This window comes from Acinetobacter sp. ANC 3813, from assembly GCF_002135435.1.
Classification (GTDB): domain Bacteria; phylum Pseudomonadota; class Gammaproteobacteria; order Pseudomonadales; family Moraxellaceae; genus Acinetobacter.
This window is the reverse complement of record NZ_NEGK01000004.1, coordinates 78,119-99,787: the sequence shown is the minus strand read 5'-3', so window position 1 is coordinate 99,787 and position 21,669 is coordinate 78,119. Positions and strand designations below refer to the sequence as shown.

Sequence of the window (21,669 nt, the reverse complement as noted above, 5' to 3'; positions counted from 1 at the left end):
CATGACACAAATTTCCGTAATTTCTAAGGAAAGTCACACCTTATTGAATCAAGTCGATTCGAATAATGTCAGCTTAACTGAAAATTCAGTTGTTGTTATTAAAGCCCCTAAAGAAGATGTGGCCTCAATTACCCGCAGCGGTGATCACGCAATCATTAACCTTAAAAACGGCGAAAGCATTGTCGTTGAAAATTATTTTAATGCAGCCAGTTCAGACAACAGTTTGGTTTTTGAAGGGCAGGACGGCAGTTTATATTGGGCCAAATTTACTGACAGCACGGGCGCCATTGCCGATGTGATTCAGTATCAGCCTTTGGCTGAAATTGAGCCGCTGCTGTATAAAGATTCATTAACCGGTGTAATTTTGCCTTGGGCGCTTGGCGCAGGCGGTGCTGGACTGATTGGCGCTGCGGCAAGCAATGGGTCTGATGATAAAGACAAGGAAACACCTGCTCCAGCAGTCCCGTCTAAACTGACTGCCTTTGAAGTTGCAGATAATCAGGCGCCGAAAGTCGGCAAAATTTCAGCAGGTGCAGTCACAAATGATCAAACTCCTGTAGTGTCAGGCTCGGGCGCAGAAGCTGGTGCAGAAATTAAAGTATATGATGGCGGTCAATTGATTGCGTCAACCACCGCTCAAGCAGACGGTACATGGAGCGTAGAAGTTGCGAAGGATTTAACAGATGGTGCGCATTCTATAAGCGTTAGCCAAACTGTGAAGGGGGTAGAAGGACCAAAATCTGATGCTTTAGATTTTACAATTGACACTAAAGACCCCAACGTCACAATTGATCCTCTTGCGCCTACAGGTGATAACACGCCAACAATTGGAGGTGAAACTGATCTGGGCGCTCAAATTGAAGTTGTCATTAAAGACAAAAATGGCAATATAGTTGACAAAGGCCCAGGTGTTGTTGATGGTAATGGCGACTGGACTTATACACCAAGCAAGCCGCTTCCAGAAGGCCCGCTTACTGTTGAAGTAACGGCAAAAGATCCTGCAGGCAACGATAAGACTGTGACAGATACAGGCTTAACAGTTGATACCACGCTTCCTGCGGTTTCAATTGAAGCTTTAAAACCAACGAATGATGTAACGCCTGACATCAAAGGTAAAACTGAAGCAGGTGCGACAGTTAAGGTTGAGATTAAAAATGCTGCGGGTAATGTTGTTGATGCAGGGAATGCAACAGTTGACAGTAGCGGCAACTGGACCTATACGCCAACTAAAACTCTTCCTGAAGGCGCTTATAAAGTAGAAGCAACAGCGACTGATCCAGCTGGAAACAAGGGAAGTGCAACTGATTCAGGCTTGTCTGTAGACTTAACGCCTCCAGTTGTAAGCATTAATCCTTTAGCACCGACCAATGACGCCACACCTGCTGTAACCGGTAAAACGGAAGCAGGCTCAACCGTTGAAGTGGCTGTTAAAGACCAAGCTGGCAAAACTGTTGAATCAGGTCCAGCGACTGTAGATGGCAGCGGTAACTGGTCATATACACCTACAAACTCACTTCCAGACAGCGGCTATACTGTTGAAGCGACAGCTAAAGATCCAGCAGGCAATAAGGGTGTTGCAACAGATACAGGCCTTGTGGTTGATACGGCTGGCCTAACGGTCACAATTGATCCATTGAAGCCAACGAATGACACGACCCCAGACATTACAGGTAATACAGCCAGCAATGCTGTGGTAACTGTCGTTATTAAGGATGCATCAGGCGCAACCATTAATACAGGTACTGCAACCACTGATTCATCTGGTAAATGGAGCTACACAGCAGGTACTTTGCCTGAAGGCACATACACTGTTGATGCGACTGCAAAATTACCGTCTGGCACGACAGCAAATGCAACAGCAAATGGCTTAATTGTAGATACAACTTTGCCAACGGTTAGCGTTTATCCATTGGCATTGACCAATGACGCGACACCAACTATTAGCGGTAAAACTGAAAGTGGCGCATCTGTACATGTACAAGTCAAAGATGCTTCTGGCGCAGTTGTTAGCGCAGGTGATGCAATTGTAGATGCAAGCGGTAATTGGACATACGCTCCAGCAAGCGATCTTCCTGATGGCAGTTACACAGCAGAAGCTGTAGCGAAAGATACTGCGGGTAATACAGCATCTGCTTCAAATGGCGGATTGACTGTCGATACCACGCCTCCTGCAGTCACCATTGAACCATTGGCAATTACAAATGCGGTTGCGCCTGTTATTAAAGGCACAATGGAGGCTGGTTCGGCAGTAACTGTTGTTGTGAAAGATGATACGGGCAAAACAGTTGCAAGCGGTTCAGCACAAATCGATTCAAATAATGAGTGGTCATTTGTTCCGTCTCCAGCCTTGGCCGATGGTAAATATACTGTCGAAGCTGTGGCTAAAGACCCAGCAGGAAACGCGTCAAATGCAGCAGTGGACTCTGGTTTAGAGATCGATACTATTCCGCCTACAGTAGACATTGATAACTTGTTTGGTGCAGCAGCAGCTCGTATGCTGATGAGCACAGCATCCACTACGCTGCCGCAGACCAATCAAATCAAACCAACCTTCTCAGGCAGTTCTACAAAAAGTACTGAGGTCATGATTTATCTACAGGATGAATCTGGCAAAAATGTTGATTCAGGCTTGGCAAAACTCGATACCGCTACAGGTAAATGGACATTTACACCTTCACATGACTTGGCTGAAGGCTACTACATGTTGCAAGCGATTTCTAAAGATGCCGCCGGTAACCAAAGTGCGCCAGCTGCTAAAGCGTTTATTGTCGATATTCAAGCACCAGTGGTTGAAGTTGATGATGTTGGTTTAACCAATGATGCGACACCAGAGCTAAAAGGCAAGGTCAATGAGCCAACTGCTACAGTCACAGTAGAAGTAAAAGATGCAGCGGGCAAAGTGATTGAAACGGGTACAGCGACAGTGGCTTCAGACGGTAAGTGGAATTATACGGTTAAAGCTGCTCTTCCAGATGGCAGTTATCAAGTCACAGCTTCTGCTCGAGATAAAGCAGGCAACATTGGTGCTGAAGATACAGGCACAGCACAAGTAGATACAGTTGTACCAACATCGACATTGACTGTTAGTCCAACAGGCGAAGTTGTGATCATTTTCAGTGAAACTGTCAATGGCTTTGATCAATCGGATGTGACAGTCCAAGGCGGCACATTGGTTGGCTTAACTCAGCAGCCTGATGGCTCTTGGAAAGGTCAAGTTGTTGCTGACGGTACAAGTGGCACGACTGGTCAAATAGATGTAGTTCTTGCTGACGGTTCATACACAGACCTTGCTGGCAATGCAGGTAAAGGTTCAAGTGTGATTGGTGCGAATGTGCCAAGCGTAGATACAACAGCACCTAATGCAGCGATTACAGTGGATGCTGACGGCAATGTTGTTGTGACATTCAGCGAAGCGGTTAAAGGCTTTGATCCTAATGATGTCAAAGTGACAGGCGGTAAGCTGCTTAATCTTGTACAGCAACCTGATGGCAGCTGGACTGGCAAAGTTGTTGCTGATGGCGCAACAGGTGCTTCTGGTTCGGTAAAACTAGATATCCCAGCAGCATCATATACAGATATCGCAGGTAATCCAGGTACAGCAGCGACAGCAGCTCAATCTGTACCAAGCGTAGATACGACAGGGCCTACACCAACATTGACGCTAGATGCGAATGGTAATCTGGTTATCAAATTCAGTGAGCCAGTGAAAGGTTTTGATGCAACTGATGTGAAAGTATCGAATGGTTCTATCAGTGGCTTAACACAGCAGCCGGATGGCAGTTGGACTGGCAAAGTCGTTGCGAATGGCGCAACAGGCGCAGCGGCGAATGTTGTCGTTTCTATTGCAGATGGCACATATACAGACCTTGCTGGTAATGCAGGCAAGGGTGGGTTTGTTGTTGAAAGTATTCCTAGTGTGGATACGACAGCACCAACTTCAGCGATTGTTCTGGATGCAAATGGCAATTTAACGATTGGCTTCAGCGAAGCGGTTAAAGGCTTTGATGCGAATGACGTTAAAGTGACTGGCGGTACAGTCAGCGGCTTAACACAGCAGCCAGATGGTTCTTGGACTGGCAAAGTTGTTGCTGCTGGCAACACGGGTGCATTGGGTAAAGTTACGGTAGACGTTGCAGATAATAGCTATACAGACCTTGCAGGCAATAATGGTAAAGGTTCAACGGCTTCTAAAGATATTCCAAGTGTAGATACGACTCCACCATCGGCAACGATTACGGTAGGGGCAAATGGTGAAGTCACAATCAGCTTCAGTGAGCCAGTAAAAGGTTTTGATGCTCAGGATGTGCAAGTTACAGGCGGTACATTGACTGGCTTGACCCAACAGCCGGACGGTTCATGGAAAGGCCAAGTCGTTGCAAATGGCACAACAGGCTCACCAGGCCTAGTAGATTTAAAAATTCCAGCTGGATCATATACAGACAATGCGGGTAACCCTGGTAAAGAAGCTACAGTTGCACAATCTGTACCAAGTCTAGACACTACTGCGCCTTCAGCGACTATTGCTGTTGATGCTGCAGGAAATGTAACGGTTAGTTTCAGCGAGCCTGTGAAAGGCTTTGACAAGTCTGATTTGAAAGTTGCAGGCGGTACATTACAGGATCTGGTTGAACAGCCAGACGGCTCTTGGAAAGGTCATGTCGTTGCAAATGACCCGACAGGCACACCAGCTAAAGTAGACCTTTCGATTACTGCGGGTTCATATACTGACACTGCAGGCAATCTTGGTACAGCAGCATCTCAGTCACAAACAGTGCCAAGCATCGATATTACTGCACCATCATCAATTATTACATTGAGTCCAAATGGCGATATCACGATTAGTTTCAGTGAGCCAGTAAAAGGCTTTGATGCGACTGACGTGAAAGTAGCAGGCGGTACTCTGATCAGCTTGACTGCACAGCCAGACGGTACTTGGACAGGTAAAGTTGCAGCAAATGGCAATACAGGTGCATCAAGCAGTGTCGCAGTTGAAGTAGTGGCGAATAGCTATACAGACCTTGCAGGCAACTTAGGTAAGGGTGCAACAGCAGTACAAACTGTTCCGAGCATTGATACAGCAGCGCCAACGTCAGTGACTACATTAGATGCAGCGGGCAACCTGAAAATCACTTTCAGCGAAGCGGTTAAAGGCTTTGATGCGAATGACGTTAAAGTGACTGGCGGTACAGTCAGCGGCTTAACACAGCAGCCAGATGGTTCTTGGACTGGCAAAGTTGTTGCTGCTGGCAACACGGGTGCATTGGGCAAAGTCACTGTAGATATTGCAGACAACAGCTATACAGACCTTGCGGGCAATAAAGGTAAAGGTTCAACGGCTTCTAAAGATGTTCCAAGTGTGGATTCAACGCCACCAGAAGCTACGATTAGCATCGCGCCGAATGGTGATGTAACTATTAGCTTCAGCGAGCCAGTAAAAGGTTTTGATGCGGCTGATGTTAAGGTTGCAGGCGGGACAATCAGTGGCTTGACTCAGCAACCAGATGGTTCATGGAAAGGCCATGCAGTATCCAATGATCCTGCAGGTGCGCCAGGCAAAGTCGATATTACGATTGATGCAGGTTCATATACAGACAATGCGGGTAATGCAGGTAAAGCAGCATCAGGCTCGTTGACTGTTCCGGGTACGGATACGACTGCACCGACCTCTTCAATGGTGTTGGATAAGGCTGGAAATCTGACGATTACATTCACTGAAGTAGTGAAAGATTTCACATTGTCTGACTTAGTTGTTACTGGCGGTACAGTCAGCGCTCTTACACAGCAAACCAATGGGACATGGACAGCGAAAGTCACAACAGCGGGGAACACAGGCGGTTCTGTAAAAGTAGATTTAGCAGACAGCAGCTATACAGACCTTGCAGGCAATGCAGGTAAAGGTTCAAGCGTACAGCAATCTGTAGATTCAACAGCACCTTCTGCAGCCATTACTTTAGATACTCAAGGTAATGTGATTGTTAGCTTTAGCGAGAAAGTAACGGACTTTGATCCTTCTGATTTGAAAGTAACTGGCGCTATAGTTAAGGACTTAACAGAGCAAGCCGATGGCACTTGGAAAGGTGCAGTTCAAGTTCCGACAGTCGGTGTGAATACTCCTGTCAACTTTGAAATTTCAGCGGGTTCATATGAAGATGTATCTGGAAATAAAGGCCTTGAAGTGAAGCTGGATACCATTGTCTATCCTCCAACAGTGGAAATTGATCCATTTGACTTCTTTGCTGCAGCTCCAGTAATGAAATTCGCGGCGCGTACTTTACTTGCTGCAGAGCCGTTACCGCCTGCAACGAATAATCCAAAACAGACGTTCAATGGTTCTTCTGCAAACAGCGTGGAAGTGAAAATCAACCTATATGACTCTTCAAATAATATTGTTGAGTCAGGTCTGGCAGTGTTGAATACAGCGACAGGCCGTTGGTCATACACACCAGCTAAACCGCTTGCAGATGGCCAATTCCGTTTAGAAGCGATTTCGAAAGATATTTATGGCGTAACAAGCGCACCAGCAAACATCAAGTTCATTATCGATACGGTTAAACCGACCATTGATATTGATGATGCAGGCGCAGTAAGTGATGCAACACCAAGCTTCTCTGGTAAAACAGAAGCCAATGCGACAGTGACTGTGACTGTAAAAGATGCAACTGATAAAGTACTGGCAAGCGGTGCAGCGGCAGTAGCTGCAGATGGCAGCTGGACTTATGCAGCACCTAATCTTGCGGATGGTACGTATACTGTAGAAGCGGTTGCGAAAGATCGTGCGGGTAACCTGAGCGCTCCAGACTCAACAAGCGTAACGGTAGATACGGTTACTCAGCTTGATGCATTGACTGTTACAGCGAATCCAGATGGCACAGCAACTGTATCAGGCAAGGCAGAAGCAGGTGCTACGGTGACAGTAAAAGATCCGAATGGCAATAACTTGACAGTTACAGTAAATGCAGACGGTACATTCAGTGCGACAGCACCAGCGCCAGCGACTGAAGGCATTTATACTGCTGCAACTACAGATGCAGTAGGCAACACTGCAAGTGCAACAGCGAATTTAGATGACAATGTTGCGCCAGTGATTGTGAACCTAGATGTAACGCCAAATACTGACGGTACAGCGACGGTAACAGGTAGAACTGAAATAGGTTCTACAGTAACGCTGAAAGATCCGAACGGTAAAGACGTACCTGTCACGGTCAATCCAGACGGTACATTTACAGCGACTGTTCCAGCGCCAGCGGCAGAAGGCGCGTACACAGCGACTGCAACTGACCCAGCGGGCAATGCAGGCACAGCAACAGATGAACTGGATGACAACATTGCTCCAGCTGTAACCATGGATGTGGTTTCAAATCCAGACGGTTCTGCAACCATTACAGGTAAATCCGAGCCAGGTTCTACAGTGACACTGAAAGATCCAAACGGTAAAGATGTTCCTGTAACAGTCAATCCAGATGGTACATACACAGCAATAGTTCCAGCAACTGCTGCGGAAGGTACTTATACAGCAACTGCGAAAGATCCAGCGGGCAATGCGGGAACTGCATCTGACAGCTTGGCGGATACGACTGCTCCAAGCATGCTAACTGCGCAAGTCGATGCGAAAACGGGTGGGTTTGTTACAGGTGTTGCACAAGCGGGTTCTGCAATTACTGTTTACACAGATGATGGTAAAACTGTGCTGGGCACAGGTACTGCCAATGCTTCTGGTCAGTATTCAGTAACGCTTAAACCAGCTCAAGTTGACGGCGAAAATGTGAATGTCACAGCTCGAGATCCAGGTGGTGAATCAGCTCCAGTGAAAGCAGCCGCTCCTGATCTATATGCGCCAGATGCGCCAACAGCCCTAGTGGCTGTGGACGGTAAATCAGTTAATGGTGTAACTGAGCCAAATGCAGATATTACTGTTTATGGCGGCAGCAAAGGTACAACAGTGATCGGTACTGCTGTTGCTGGTGCAGACGGCAAATATACTGTAGCGCTGAATCCAGCTTTGGTGGATGGCGAATCAGTAAAAGTCACAGCGAAAGATCCTGGCGGTGAATCGCTTGCCACCCCTGTACAAGCCCCTGATTTATATGCGCCAAATGCGCCTGTAGCAAATTTTAATGCAAAGGGCGATTCGATCAGCGGTACTGCAGAAGCCAACGCTGATATTAAGGTGTATGCGCAAGACGGTAAAACGGTGATTGCTCAAGGCAAATCTGATGCCAGTGGAAACTACAGCATTAAGCTGCCTTCGGCATATAGCGACGGCCAAACCTTGCTGGTCAGCGCCAGCGATGCAGGCGGCGAGTCTGGAAAAACGGGTGCTAAAGCGCCAAACGTACAGCTGGATGCAGCAGATAACTTGGTATCTGCATCAATTAATTTCGATTATCCAGTGACTGAAAACAGCAGCATTAAACTGTTCAGCCATAAATCGGTTGTAGATATATGCGCAGAAACTTATTCGAGTGAATTTACGATTGGTGAAAATCAAGTCGGCAATGCGGTGATTTCAGTATCGACAAGCTCTTTAGTGAACTTGTTTGACATAGCAATTATGAAGCTGTATGTAAAAGGATCAGATGGTTCATGGAAACTGATCGGTGCTAATAAAGATGCCGGACTGCTTGATTTACTGGGACTCTTCAATGAAGGCACGCAAGTAAAAGCAAACAACCTGCAAACGGGGACGTATAAGTTTGAATTCACTGGCGGTGCAAAAATTGGATTCCTGACCAGTGTTAATGCGAGTCTTGCATTGGCCATTAAGGATACATCGAAAGATCCTGCAGTCAGCGGTGTTACAGAATCGCATGGCAATGTTGTGACTGATCATGACAGCATTTATGGCAAAGACTCTGTTCCTGCGGGTTCTGCAGTGACTGCTGTGAATGGCCAAAGCTTGAATGCATCGGGTTCAACAGTCATTGTCGGTGATCATGGCGTATTAACCATTGCTAAAGATGGCACCTATAGCTATAAGCCAAATGCAGACGCTGTAAATATCGGAAAATCGGAAGTCTTCGGCTATACAGTAACGGATCCGGCGACAGGCAAAACAGATACAGCCAGCTTAATTATTCACATTGGCACACAAAGTGACTTGGCTGTTGAGTGGGATGCTGCCCATCCTAAAGCAGACGCAACAACCGTTGTGGCAACAGACAACAGCAATTCGGTCAGTTTCGATGCATCGAATGCGGTGAGTTCAGCCAGCGCTTCTGCAATCAGCTACAGTTGGCTATTTGGTGTGGGCAATACCAAATCAGGCACAAGCAAATTTACGGTAGCGGATGGCACGTTTGAAGATGTGAAAATCAGCTTCGGCTCGACCCAAGTCGCATCCTTGCTGGGCGGTACAGTTATCAATGTTTATGACAAGGTTGGCAAATTGGTCGCAACCACAAGCGCATCGACTTTAATTGATGTGATTACTTTGCTGCCAAATGGCAATAGCTTATCGATCAGCGGTTTAAAAGCTGGCGAATACACCATTAAAGCGCTAACCAATACAGGCTTAAGCTTTGCTGGAAAAGTGAATGCCACCATTAGCCGTACAATTACCGATCTTGAAGACTTTACTGCGAAATCAACAGGTACAGCAGCTAAAGGCAATATCTTTACAGATAACAATGGCAGCGGTACAGATGTTTTGGCGTCGAAGTACACGGATCTGTATATCTCCAAAGATGGCGGCAAAACATATGCGGCTGTAAGCAAAGCGGGTCTTACAGTTCAGGGTGATCATGGCCAGCTGACCATTAAATCGGACGGCAGCTATAGCTACAGCGTAACTGACGGCAAAGCGGTATCGGGTACGCTCGAAGACTTTAGCTATAAATTGGTTGCGCCAAATGGAGATTCTTCTGTGGCATCGTTAACCATCAGTGCTGGTCTGAACTATACAGGCAGCATTGGCAGCGATAAGATCACCAGCACAAACGGCAATGATACTGTGACATCTAAAGCCGGTGCAGATACACTGATCTTTAAATTACTCAATAGCTCAGATGCAGCAGGCGGCAATGGCCATGATAGCTGGAATGACTTCAAGAAAGCTGAAGGTGACAAGATTGATGTGAGCAAATTATTGCAAGGTCAAAATATAGATAAGAGCAATATCGGCCAGTTTATTTCGGTGGCGGCTGACGGTAAAGGCAATACGGTCATCAGTATTGACCGTGACGGTACTGCAGGCAAAACCTACAATAAAGTGGAACTGCTGACGCTGAAAAACACGGACATCGGTTTGCAGGAATTGCTGGACAATAACCATCTGGTGTATTAATGCTGAACTGAGCTATACAATAAGAGAGCCTTAGGGCTCTCTTATTTTTTGCACATCAAAAAGGACGAATAGGCAGTGAAGCAAAGTGATGAGCTTGCACGGCAAATACTGGCTGTTATTGATTTAATTCCCAGAGGTCAGGTGGCCTGTTATGGTCAGGTTGCCCGATTGGCGGGCTTGCCTAAACATGCGCGTTTGGTCGGCTATGTGCTCAAGCATGTCGCGGCAGATGCCGATTTGCCATGGCATCGAGTGATCAATAGCCAAGGAAAAATCAGTCTGAGTAAACTCGATGAGTATGGATACAATGTGCAGCAGCAGAAATTGCTGGAAGAGGGCATTGCGGTATTGGCTGGAAAGATTGATTTAAAAAAATACCAGTGGAAAGCTTGAGCCTTGCAAGGATGGCTTGCAAGGCCAAGTTGATTCGGCTGAGCTTTATTTGCGCACGACCATCACAGGTGTATCAGATGCGCCCAATACGCTTTGCGCTACACTGCCAAGGAAAAATTTTTTCAAGCCAGTACGGCCATGTGAGCCGATGATGATCAGATCTGCATTGACATCATGCGCGGCCTTCACAATTTCGGCATTCACCGTTTGACCTTCGAGCAATTTAGTCTCTACATTCAGGCCTTCAGAGCTTAATTTGGCTTTGACCTCATTTAAATTTTCTACAATGGCGCTGCGCGCGCGTTCTATCAGTTCATTGGTTTGCGCTGAAGAAATATATTCAGCAGCAATGTAGGGGTCGAGCACCATAACCTGTACAACCGTAATTTTACTGTTAAATGCTTTAGCAAATTCAGTTGCTTTTGCGACAGCAGCAAAAGAAGTATCAGAACCGTCTACAGGGACAACGATATTTTGAAATGACATGTGAACTCTCCTTATTATTGCGGTTTATTTGAGCAGGCTCAGCTGCTTTCTGTATAAAAATTATCTATTCCTTATGATCATAGCGCTAAATATAATGAAATAAAACCGAGTAAATTCATAAGGATATTTTGAAGTAAATAATAATAAATTAAAGATTATTAGAGACTTATTCCGTATATCTCTACTGCTGGAAACATTAAATACGCGCTTATGCAACTAAAGTTTAAGTATGAATTTTGTACACATTGGCGGCGCTAAATTCCTGATTTATTTGGCGGAGAGCTTCATCAGCATTGGTGCCGCATTTATTCACAGCGAATAGACTGCTCATCTAATTTAAACTGCGGCGCCTGCTGCTGATAATTCATTAAAATATGTTCTTTTTCATTGCCAAAAATGATCTGCTGCAGCTGATTAATTTTGTGATCTGTCACGTGCATATGCGCGCAGTGCATGGCAATTTGATACTGTTTAGCCAGTTCCAAACGCTTCTGAGAGTCTTGCGTATTAAACGTGTTCAAAGGCTGCAAGGCTTTACTCAGCTGCGCCAAACTGCGCTTTTGCTGCATGCTGAGCATAGGCTGATGATTGATCCATTTGGCGGCATCCATACGCACGCCATAATAATCGACAAAAATAGGTGAGATGAGCTGACAGCCGCTGAGCGTAAACATCAAGGCAACAAGGGTGATCTTTTTCAATGTAAATATTCTCTTAATAACTGGTTAATTTTTAAATAAAAAAATGTGAAAACTGCCAGAAATAATCGCAGAGATGATTATTTTTTAGCAACTTAATGCATTTTTGAACAAAGACTGAACATTTCTGCAGAAAAAAACTTGACGATAGGGGCCGAACTTTAGATAATGCGCACACAGTTTACGGCTATGTAGCTCAGTTGGTTAGAGCACCGCACTCATAATGCGGGGGTCACAAGTTCAAGTCTCGTCATAGCCACCATTTTAAAAGACCAAGCTCTCAGCTTGGTCTCTTTTTTTGTGCGTGAAAAGTATTTTGTACGGCAAAATTAATTGAATATTCTAGCTAGAATAATAAAATCATTTTTGGTTGAATGATCTTGTGATTAAACACTAAATAATAGGCTTGTACAGTCGGGTATGGTTTATTTCACATGTCTGTGTACACGATGCAAAAAAAAAAGCCCAAACATGAAGTTTGGGCTTTTTTAATATACGAATTAAATGCCTGGTTTCCAGCCATTAATAATTGGATAACGGCGTTCACGGCTGAAAGCGCGCGAACTGATGCGCGGGCCAATTGCGCCTTGACGGCGTTTATATTCATTGAAATCAACTAAGCGGATCACTTTAGCCACGACTTCAGCATCAAAGCCTTTGGCAATAATATCGTCTTGGCTTAAGTCTTCTTCAATGTAAGCATACAAAATTGCATCCAATACATCATAAGCTGGCAGTGAGTCCTGATCTTTTTGGTCTGGGCGAAGCTCAGCAGAAGGCGGGCGGGTAATCACACGCTCTGGAATCACTGGCTTTTCAGAGATGCTGTTGCGGTATTTTGCCAACTCAAAGACGATGGTTTTATAGACATCTTTCAGCACAGCAAAACCGCCGACCATATCGCCATACAGTGTGCAGTAACCGACAGACAATTCAGACTTGTTGCCGGTAGACAGCACAAGGTTGCCGAATTTATTCGACAGCGCCATCAGCAGTGTACCGCGTGAACGCGCTTGCAAGTTTTCTTCAGTCGCATCTGCTGGCGCATTGCCAAAGAATGGATAAAGGGTCTGCATAAAGCTTGATACGATTGGGTTAATTTCGGCAATACCAAAAGTCACCCCCATATTTTTAGCCTGTTCAGCTGCATCTTCAACGCTGATTTGCGCAGTATAGGTATAAGGCATCATCACAGCTTGCACTTTGTCTGCGCCAATTGCATCGGCAGCGATGGCAAGTGTTACTGCAGAGTCAATGCCGCCTGACAGGCCTAGGATTACGCCTTTAAAACCTGAACGCTGCACATAGTCACGTGTTGCTAGGACTAAGCTTTGATAAATTTCAGCCATAGTATCCAAGGCAGGCGCCACAAAGCCTTTGCTGAATGCTTTTTTGTCTGCATCATAAGCTGCGATGTAAAGATCTTCTTGGAAGCTCGGCGCTTGCAGAACAACTTGACCTTCTTTATCAATCACAAAGCTTGTGCCGTCAAAGACTAAATCGTCTTGACCGCCAACTTGGTTACAGTAAACCAAATTCAAATTCATTTGCTTTGCCAGTGCAGACATCGTTTCTACACGGTGCTGCGGTTTGCCTACTTCATAAGGAGAAGCATTCAGCACCAATGCAGTTTCTACATTCAGCTGAGACAATTGCTGAACAGTCGGCAATGACCAAGCGTCTTCACAAATCAGCACGCCAAATTTATGGCCCAGATATTCAAACACGAGGTGCTGATGGCCTTCAGAGAAATAGCGCTTTTCATCAAAAACGCTATAATTCGGCAAGTTTTGTTTATTATAAATTCCAAGAACTTGCCCATCTTTCATCACGGCAGCGGAGTTAAAGCGCTGGCCATCTTCAGTTTGATTGACAAAACCGAAGACTAAGACGATGTCTTTAATGGAAGCAAGGGTGCTAAAAGCCTGCTGAGTGCGTTTGCTCAGGCTTGGGCGCAGCAGTAAATCTTCTGCAGGATATCCCAATGTAGACAGTTCTGGGAAAACAATAATATCAGCATTTTGTTTTTTGGCTTGATTTGCCTGTTCCAGCATTTTTTCAGCATTTGAAGTCAAATCGCCGATATGCGGAGAAAATTGGGCAAGCGCAATTTTAAAACTATTCATTCCAACTAAATCCTATTCCTATAGGGTAAATGCACTGAGTACTGATTTTTGTTGTGATTATTATCCAGCTGAGTGCATTTTGATACTAAAAATACAGCCATAAGGGCTTAAAAAACATCATTTCAGCGATGATAAAAAAAAACTTCTTGTGCTTTAAATAAGCAGGTCAGACTCCGCTATTTTAGCTGAAATTGGCTTATATGCTAGAGCCAATTCACAGCTTTTAAACCGAATATGAACAGGATATACGCCAATGGAGCTTTAGATGACGGCGCATGCTCATATTTGTCTAAAATTTGACAGATACAGCTGAAATACTGCTTAAAAATAAATGAAAAAGGCTAATGATGTTGCTGGCTATAGCAGAAAAAAATCTATAGCTGGTTCTGCTGCTGTGCAGCCGGATGATCAGGAAGCAAAATAATATTATGAATTCGCTGGAAAAATATATCACGGGCAATTTCACCCTGCTGTTCTATATTGTAATCAAAGAATTTTTTACCTGCCTGCAGCTGATATCGATAAGGATTGTATTTGCCGCGGCTTAAAAAGAATGCGCTTTGCAGCAGCGCACCGCGCAGCAGGACATTGATCCGCTGCTGATACTGGTAAATATGCGCCATTTCATGAATAAACAGCCCTTGATAGGCGAGGCTTTCCTGAGCATAGTCGTGGCTGTAGTTGGGCGAAAGCGCATGAATATAGCCTTTCGGCGCCATGACCACATTGCCCGGCTGCCAAGGCAAATAAGGATGATTCATTACTTTTACTTTTGCGTAATCTATCAAGCTTCCAAAAACACGCTGGCACAGCGCAATTTCTCCAGCCGTTAAATTACGGCATTTAAAACGCTCTAGTTTTAAGAATTTAATCAGCAGGGGAATAAAATTCAGCATGAATAAAAAAGGCGGCTTTGTCTTGGGTTTAGCATAGCAAATTTTATTGAGGAAGATTTTAAAAGCGATGCATTTCGCAAAAGGAGTATGCACCGTTACAATAGGCATTATTTGCCAATGGTCTCCTTTATGAAAGCGCGTATGCATGCATTAATTGCTCAAGTCAGTGAACAGATGTATGAGCGTGAGCAGATTATTGCGCTGAGTCTTTTGGCAGGCGTTGCAGGCCTGAATACTTTTTTATATGGCGCACCCGGCACAGCCAAGAGTCTAATTTCAAGACGGATTGCTTCGGCTTTTGAAGTGGGCGAGTATTTTGAATATTTGATGAACCGTTTCAGTACGCCAGAAGAAATTTTTGGTCCTGTGTCCATTAAAGCTTTAAAAGATGATCAGTATTTGCGTAAAACAGACCATTATCTGCCCAAAGCAGACTTCGTCTTTTTAGATGAAATTTGGAAAGCCAGCCCTGCAATTTTAAATACCTTGCTGACTTTGGTAAATGAAAAAACTTTCAAAAACGGCGATATGATTCAGCACGTGCCGTTGAAGGTGCTAATGAGTGCTTCGAATGAAATTCCTGAACCAAATCAAGGTTTAGATGCCTTATACGACCGCTTTATTTTGCGTTTGGTGGTGGAGCCGATTCAGCATGTGCAGAATTTTCATACCTTGCTGCAGACTAAGCCGAGCTCTGTAAAAGTAGAGGTGGCGGATGCGCTGCGCATTAAAAAGCACGAACTGCAGCAGTGGCGTGAGCAGATTCATGCAGTAGAGCTGCCGGATAGCATTTTAGAAATCTTTGATGAAATTAAACAGCGTTTAGGCGACAGTTTTGAGGAGCATCAGATTTATATCTCAGACCGCCGCTGGCAGCGGGCGGCTTATCTGGTCAAAGCTGCTGCGTTTTTAAATGGCCGTGCTGCCGTTAATTTGATTGATATCTATGTGCTGAAGCATTGTTTATGGAATCAGATCGAAGATATTTCCTATGTAAATGACATGATTGAGCAGGTGATTCTTGATATCGGTTTAGATTCAGACTTGGACTTAGCTGGCAGCATTGCGCAGAAAGAAGATATTGAACAGCGCATCCTGAATCATTTTTATTATACCGAAGATGTCTATGAGAGCTATCTCATCCGCGGGCGCGAGTATTTAAAAGCAGTGACCAATTTGGATCATCATTATCAAGATAAAGTGCTGTATTTAGAGCTGGATAAAATGGACAGCAAAAAAGATTTCTTTGCGGTAGATGAGAGCGGTGAGGAAATTCGAGGCATTGTTTGCAATTTTAATGGCGGACGGCAGTGTACTTTAAAAGGCGGTTACTACGGCTTAGAAGAAGTGGTTACACCTTATATTAAGTACACGAAAGGCAGTGCCCGCACACAGCTTTCAGCGCAAGTGAAGTATGAACTGCTGCAAGAAATACAAGGCCTGCAAAATAAATTGAGCGAAGATTATGCTGTTTTACAGCAGCGCTTAGAAGCAGAATTTATAGATTTTGATTCAGATTTTACCGCGCAGGCAGATACGGACAAGCTCAAAATTCAGCTCGAACAAACGCTGCAGCGCTATGAGTTACAGCGCCAAGACTGTCAGCGTTTGGAACAGTTATGCCGAAGTTAAAGCTGCAGTCTGCGCGTCAGACTTCAAAGGCTTTGACGGCAGTTACTGATCAGCTGTATGAGGAGCTGCGTCAATCTAGTTTGAAGCACTGGCTGGATGATGAAAAAGCCGCTAAAAAATTAGACGAGAAAGTGCATACTTGGGCCTATCAAGCCAAAAACAGTTTAGATCAACAGCATCCTTATCAAGCCGTACAGCTGCAGCTGGAAGCATGGCTTGAAAAATCTGCGCTTACTGAAGCTGAATTTACCCAGATGAATGAGCAGTATCAAGAATTTCAGCGTAGTTTGGGCATGCCTGTTTTTAGTGATTTGTGGCAACTTCAGCAAAATGAAGTGCAGTCAAAAGCTGCGCTGAACCTGCAATTTCAGTTACTGCAGGAAAAATGGCAGCGCAAGCTGACAGAAGCAGTGGCACAGTGGGAGTTTGAACAGCTGGCACTGCAGCGCGATGCTTTTTTGGATGACATTAAAGATTTTCTAGCGACTTTGCAGAAAATGGCCAAGCATAAAGACAGTTTAGGTGCAGATACAGGTATCTTTTTAGACTATTCCAAAGGCGAGCTGAGTGCGCAGGATGTCGCGCAGTTTGAAACATGGAGCAGTTATTTAGCGCAAGATAAGGCGCTGCAAAAACTCTGCAGGATAATGGGCAGTGCTGTGCCCTCAAAATATAAGCGTAAAATTTTAAATATCAGTCCTATGCAGGCGCAGCAGGTCATGCCAGATGAACATGCCTTTGAAGAAATAACGGGGATTCATTTGTCGCAAGATTTGAATTTGGCGCTGCCAAGTGAACTTGCGCTGCTGGCCGATCCAGATTTGCAGGTTTTATTTGATTTAAAATATTTGGAATCTAATATTCTCGGTTTTCATTTGCAGGGTGAGCAGGCCGGCCGTGTCATTGATGACCCGCGGCGTGCGCGTAAAAAATTGGGTGAGAAAGGCCCGATGATTTTATGTTTAGACACCAGCGGTTCGATGCATGGACAGCCAGAGCTGATTGCCAAAGCCATCAGTTTATATTTGGCGATACAAGCTATGAAGAGTAAACGGCCCATGTACATCATTAACTTTTCAACGAATTTAACAGCATTAGATTTGAATCAAGATTATGCGTTGGATGAGGTAATTCATTTTTTAAGCCAATCTTTTCATGGCGGTACAGACATTATTCCTGCCATGCAGCATGCTGTGGACATGCTGCAGCAGCCGAATTTTAGCCATGCCGATGTTTTGGTTATCTCAGACTTTATTATGGGGGCTTTGCCCGCAGAGCTGATGGAGCAGATTGATCAGATGCAGCAGCAGGGTGCAGGATTTTATGCAGCAGCCATTGGTAATTTCCGTATAGATCATATGAATGATGCGCTGTTTGATCATCAGTGGGTGTATCAAGCCAATACTGGAAAAGTCGAACAGTTATATTAATTGCAGGATCTGCAAAAAAAACCGCTGACCTTAATTGATATGAAGATGGCATGTGGGGGAAAGATCAGGCCCTGATTGTTAGACAATTTTTTCAAACGGCAATATTTGCCAATTCAAAGACCATTTTTGCAAATGGCAGTCTGCTCCGCTTAGCTTACTTTTTCATCATAACTTTGAGCAGTTCAAGCTCGATCTTGATGATTTCGTGATGACAAACGAACTAAAAAAAGAGTAAGCGCCATGCAATTTTTTGATCCGATTAAAACAAAACTCAGCCAGATATTTGCTCCAGCTCAGTTTGATGCAGCCAAGCAGTCATCCATCATTCCTATTCGTCATATGAAGTTTGATTTTGAACCAGACAAAATTGATGAAAAGTTTTTTATGAACGCTGAATTAGCCAGCGCCTATTTTGCATCTTTATCCATTTTTTTAACCCGCGGCGAAGATTTAGTGATTGATACCGCGCGTTACCATCGTGACTTTTTGACTGATCCATTATTAAAGCAGCGTGTTACTTCACTGATTGGTCAAGAAGCCATTCATTCAAGAATGCATGAAGAACTGAACGATGCCTATTTAGAGCGGGATTTGCCGGTCAAAATTTTCCGCACACTAGAGCACTATGTATTTGCTTACGGTTTTGAACGTTTTTCTCAGCCAATGAAACTGTCTTTGATGGCCGCCATTGAACATTTTACTGCGGTACTTGCAGAGTACATGATGAATCATGAGGAAATCTTTTTTGGCTCTCATGATGAAAAACAGCGTGCGATTTGGATGTGGCATATGCTGGAAGAGTCAGAGCATAAAGATATTGCTTATGACGTGTTTCAAACCTTGTCGAATAACTATGCGCTGCGCATAGCTGGTTTTATTCCTGCATTGGTCACCATTCTGGTGCTGATCTCATTTGCTTCATTCTTTGTGCCGTTTTATCGGAAACCGTCAAACTTAATCAGCTGGAGCTATTGGAAAGATGTGCCGCGCAGTTTTAATCTGCTGTTTGGCTTAAAGCAAGGTGTTTACGGCAGCAGCTGGAAGCATATTCTGGATTATCTACGTCCAAACTTTCATCCCAACGACCACGACACCAGCATATTTTTAGACTATTACAAAGAGCGCTTACTGCATCCCGAAACAGGCCTGCTGACGCCGTATTTTACCAAAGAATTTACGCCGGCACTCAAAGTATAAGCGGCTGTCATTTAGACTAAAAATAAGGAAAGAAAAGATGGGAATCTTTAATAAAAAGAACCCGCCTAGCCGGAATGCCTATGCTGTGGTTACTGGTGCAGGCAGTGGAATTGGGCGCAGTTTTGCATTGGAATTGGCGCGCCGCGGCGGTCATGTGGTGTGTGCAGATATTAATTTAGATGCTGCACAGGAAACAGCAGATTTGATTCAATCGCTTACATCTTCACATGCCTATGCCGTGCAATGTGATGTAGGCATTAAGGAGCAGGTTCAAGCTTTGTCTGAACAGGCAGAACAGCTGTTGGGACATGCAGTGACTTTAGTCATTAATAATGCGGGCGTGGGTTTAGGCGGCAAGTTTGATGAAGTGTCTTTAGAGGATTGGCAGTGGTGCATGCATGTCAATCTTTGGGGCGTCATTCACGGCTGCCATTATTTTGTGCCTAAGCTAAAACAGAACGGCGGCGGCGCCATTATTAATGTGGCGTCTGCAGCAGGCTATACAGCAGCGCCCGAAATGACAGCTTATAACGTCACTAAGTCCAGCGTGCTGGCATTATCGGAAACCTTATCTGCGGAACTGCGCAGCGCAAATATTCGTGTGAATGTACTGTGTCCGACACTGGTGCCGACCAATATTATGAAAAATGGCCGTTTGCCAAAGCAGTATTCTGGCTTGGCAGATCAGCTGCTCATGAACCATGCCTTTACGACCAGTGATGACGTGGTGCAAAAAACATTGAAACAGCTTGATGCAGATCGGCTGTATACCATTCCTCAGCCTGATGCAAAATTGTTTTGGTGGATGAAGCGTCTTTCTCCGCAAATCTATACCAAACTTCTAGGCGCAGGTTATCCATTATTCAACAAATATATTAAAAAAGCGGGAGCGCCGTCATGAACATGCCGACAGCTTTAAATCCAGATCAAATCATTGAAGAACTCGAAAATAAAAAGCCAAAGACTCAGTCTGCATCTGTGCCAAAGGCAGCAAAGGGCAAAGGGCAGGCCAAGATTCAGCAACGGTCTGAAGCGGTTAGCGCAAAGCCTGTGCATATTTATGACACCATTGTGGTGGGTGCTGGGATTTCAGGGATTGCCGCAGCACATAAAATGCAGCAAGTGGGTTATGACAATTATCTGGTCTTAGAAAAAGCCAGCCGTGTAGGCGGAACATGGCGTGATAACAGCTATCCGGGCTGCGGCTGTGATGTGCCGTCTGCGCTGTATGCGTTTTCTTTTTCGCCAAGCCATAAGTGGAGCCACTTATTTGCCAAACAGCCAGAAATTTTGAGTTATTTGGAAGATGTGGTTGAGCAATTTAATCTCACAGATAAAATTGTCTTTAATCATGAGCTGCTGAATGCAGAATGGGATGAAGCCGCAGGGCTTTGGAAGCTGGAAACATCTCAAGGCAGTTATCAGGCCAAGACAGTAATTTTCAGTACGGGGCCGATTACCGAGCCATCTTTACCCAAAATAAAAGGCATTGAGAGCTTCAAAGGTGAGATGTTCCATTCTGCGCGCTGGAATCATGATTATGATTTAACAGGTAAGCGCATTGCCGTGATTGGTACTGGCGCATCTGCCATTCAGTTTATTCCGCAAATTCAGCCATTGGCAAAAGAGCTGTATGTATTTCAGCGCACTGCACCTTGGGTCTTGCCGAAAGCAGATATGAACTTAAATGACACTGCCAAAGGCCTTGTGGCGCGTTTTCCTGTGATTCAGCAAACGTGGCGCAACAGTGTGGCGCAGATTTTAAATGGCATTAATTTTGGCCTGCGCAATCCTGCGGTATTAAAGCCAATCAATGCGCTGAGTCGTCAATTGCTGCGTTTACAGATTTCAGATCAGACCCTGCGTCAAAATGTCACGCCAAATTTTGATATTGGCTGCAAGCGTTTATTGTTTGCTAACAATTATTATCCAGCGCTGCAGCAGGTCAATGTCAGCTTAATTCCGCATGGGCTGGTTGAAATTGACGGCAATACTGTGATTGCTGCCAATGGCGAACGTCATGAAGTGGATGTGATTATTTTGGGCACTGGTTTTGAAGTGTCACACCCGCCAATCGGTCAGCGCGTGAAAAATGCCAATGGCGTATTACTTTCTGAGCTATGGAAAGACAGCTCGCCAGAAGCTTATCTGGGCACCAGTATTGAAAACGTGCCGAATGCCTTTTTAGTTTTAGGTCCTAATATCTTAGTTTATGACTCTTTCATTGGCATTGCAGAAGCGCAGATTGGCTATATTGTGGATGGTTTGCTGAAAATACGTGATCAGAATTTGAAGAAGCTGAGCATTAAAAAAGATGCATTACGTTATCACAACATCCGCGTGCAGCATCATTTAAAAACAACCGTGTTTAATGCAGGCGGCTGCAAGTCTTATTATTTAGATCAAAATGGCCGTAACTTTGCGGCTTGGCCGTGGTCGCTGCAGGATTTGCGCAGTCAGTTAAAGTCGCTGGATTTAAACAAATATGATGCCGTGTCTTAATAATCTAATGTAATCGTTTAAATTAAA

Annotated in this window: 11 protein-coding genes and 1 tRNA gene; 8 read left to right on the top strand and 4 right to left on the bottom strand. The window is 44.7% G+C overall.

Annotated elements, in window-relative coordinates:
• Window position 1 precedes the first annotated feature (1 nt).
• Both B9T34_RS07405 and B9T34_RS07400 read left to right on the top strand, forming a co-directional pair.
• Window positions 2-10,282: a BapA/Bap/LapF family large adhesin gene (locus tag B9T34_RS07405; protein WP_139841255.1), complete on the top strand. Its 10,281-nt coding sequence runs from the start codon at window positions 2-4 to the stop codon at window positions 10,280-10,282.
• Between the two features lie 75 nt (window positions 10,283-10,357).
• Window positions 10,358-10,675 (top strand): MGMT family protein, encoded by a 318-nt coding sequence (locus tag B9T34_RS07400; protein WP_086212525.1) that lies wholly within the window; start codon window positions 10,358-10,360, stop codon window positions 10,673-10,675.
• A gap of 45 nt (window positions 10,676-10,720) precedes the next feature.
• On the opposite strand, the gene B9T34_RS07395 is transcribed toward B9T34_RS07400, so the two are convergent.
• Together B9T34_RS07395 and B9T34_RS07390 are read right to left on the bottom strand one after the other, a co-directional pair.
• A complete protein-coding gene (locus B9T34_RS07395) occupies window positions 10,721-11,161 on the bottom strand; it encodes a universal stress protein (protein WP_086212524.1) in 441 nt (146 codons plus the stop codon).
• A gap of 305 nt (window positions 11,162-11,466) precedes the next feature.
• A complete protein-coding gene (locus tag B9T34_RS07390; RefSeq protein WP_171265160.1) occupies window positions 11,467-11,871 on the bottom strand; it encodes a hypothetical protein in 405 nt (134 codons plus the stop codon).
• A 173-nt stretch (window positions 11,872-12,044) separates the two neighbouring features.
• Between B9T34_RS07390 and B9T34_RS07385 the strand changes: the two genes are divergently transcribed.
• Window positions 12,045-12,121: transfer RNA gene (locus B9T34_RS07385), tRNA-Met, on the top strand.
• 238 nt (window positions 12,122-12,359) lie between these two features.
• On the opposite strand, the gene B9T34_RS07380 is transcribed toward B9T34_RS07385, so the two are convergent.
• Together B9T34_RS07380 and B9T34_RS07375 are read right to left on the bottom strand one after the other, a co-directional pair.
• On the bottom strand, window positions 12,360-13,985 hold the full coding sequence (locus B9T34_RS07380) for an NAD+ synthase (RefSeq protein WP_086212522.1): 1,626 nt from the start codon (window positions 13,983-13,985) through the stop codon (window positions 12,360-12,362).
• Window positions 13,986-14,359: 374 nt separating this feature from the next.
• Window positions 14,360-14,881 carry a hypothetical protein gene (locus B9T34_RS07375; protein WP_086212771.1) on the bottom strand — a complete coding sequence of 174 codons (522 nt, stop codon included), beginning with the start codon at window positions 14,879-14,881 and terminating at the stop codon, window positions 14,360-14,362.
• 129 nt (window positions 14,882-15,010) lie between these two features.
• Between B9T34_RS07375 and B9T34_RS07370 the strand changes: the two genes are divergently transcribed.
• From B9T34_RS07370 to B9T34_RS07350, 5 genes are all read left to right on the top strand, one after another.
• Entirely contained in the window at window positions 15,011-16,513 is a 1,503-nt protein-coding gene (locus tag B9T34_RS07370) for an AAA family ATPase (RefSeq protein ID WP_086212521.1), read from the top strand.
• Window positions 16,501-17,943, top strand: coding sequence for a VWA domain-containing protein (locus B9T34_RS07365; protein ID WP_086212520.1), 1,443 nt, complete (start codon window positions 16,501-16,503; stop codon window positions 17,941-17,943). Before B9T34_RS07370 ends, B9T34_RS07365 begins: the two co-directional genes overlap by 13 nt.
• A 240-nt stretch (window positions 17,944-18,183) precedes the next feature.
• Complete coding sequence (locus tag B9T34_RS07360) at window positions 18,184-19,140, top strand: metal-dependent hydrolase (RefSeq protein ID WP_086212519.1); 957 nt, start codon at window positions 18,184-18,186, stop codon at window positions 19,138-19,140.
• A gap of 37 nt (window positions 19,141-19,177) precedes the next feature.
• Window positions 19,178-20,041, top strand: a complete 864-nt coding sequence (locus tag B9T34_RS07355; protein WP_086212518.1) for an SDR family NAD(P)-dependent oxidoreductase — start codon at window positions 19,178-19,180, stop codon at window positions 20,039-20,041.
• On the top strand, window positions 20,038-21,642 hold the full coding sequence (locus tag B9T34_RS07350; protein ID WP_086212517.1) for a flavin-containing monooxygenase: 1,605 nt from the start codon (window positions 20,038-20,040) through the stop codon (window positions 21,640-21,642). Before B9T34_RS07355 ends, B9T34_RS07350 begins: the two co-directional genes overlap by 4 nt.
• Window positions 21,643-21,669 lie beyond the last annotated feature (27 nt).

Coding starts and splice junctions, on each gene's coding strand:
- B9T34_RS07405 (WP_139841255.1), top strand. CDS start 2: ATGACACAAATTTCCGTAATTTCTAAGGAAAGTCACACCTTATTGAAT.
- B9T34_RS07395 (WP_086212524.1), bottom strand. CDS start 11,161: ATGTCATTTCAAAATATCGTTGTCCCTGTAGACGGTTCTGATACTTCT.
- B9T34_RS07380 (WP_086212522.1), bottom strand. CDS start 13,985: ATGAATAGTTTTAAAATTGCGCTTGCCCAATTTTCTCCGCATATCGGC.
- B9T34_RS07375 (WP_086212771.1), bottom strand. CDS start 14,881: ATGCTGAATTTTATTCCCCTGCTGATTAAATTCTTAAAACTAGAGCGT.
- B9T34_RS07370 (WP_086212521.1), top strand. CDS start 15,011: ATGAAAGCGCGTATGCATGCATTAATTGCTCAAGTCAGTGAACAGATG.
- B9T34_RS07365 (WP_086212520.1), top strand. CDS start 16,501: ATGCCGAAGTTAAAGCTGCAGTCTGCGCGTCAGACTTCAAAGGCTTTG.
- B9T34_RS07360 (WP_086212519.1), top strand. CDS start 18,184: ATGCAATTTTTTGATCCGATTAAAACAAAACTCAGCCAGATATTTGCT.
- B9T34_RS07355 (WP_086212518.1), top strand. CDS start 19,178: ATGGGAATCTTTAATAAAAAGAACCCGCCTAGCCGGAATGCCTATGCT.
- B9T34_RS07350 (WP_086212517.1), top strand. CDS start 20,038: ATGAACATGCCGACAGCTTTAAATCCAGATCAAATCATTGAAGAACTC.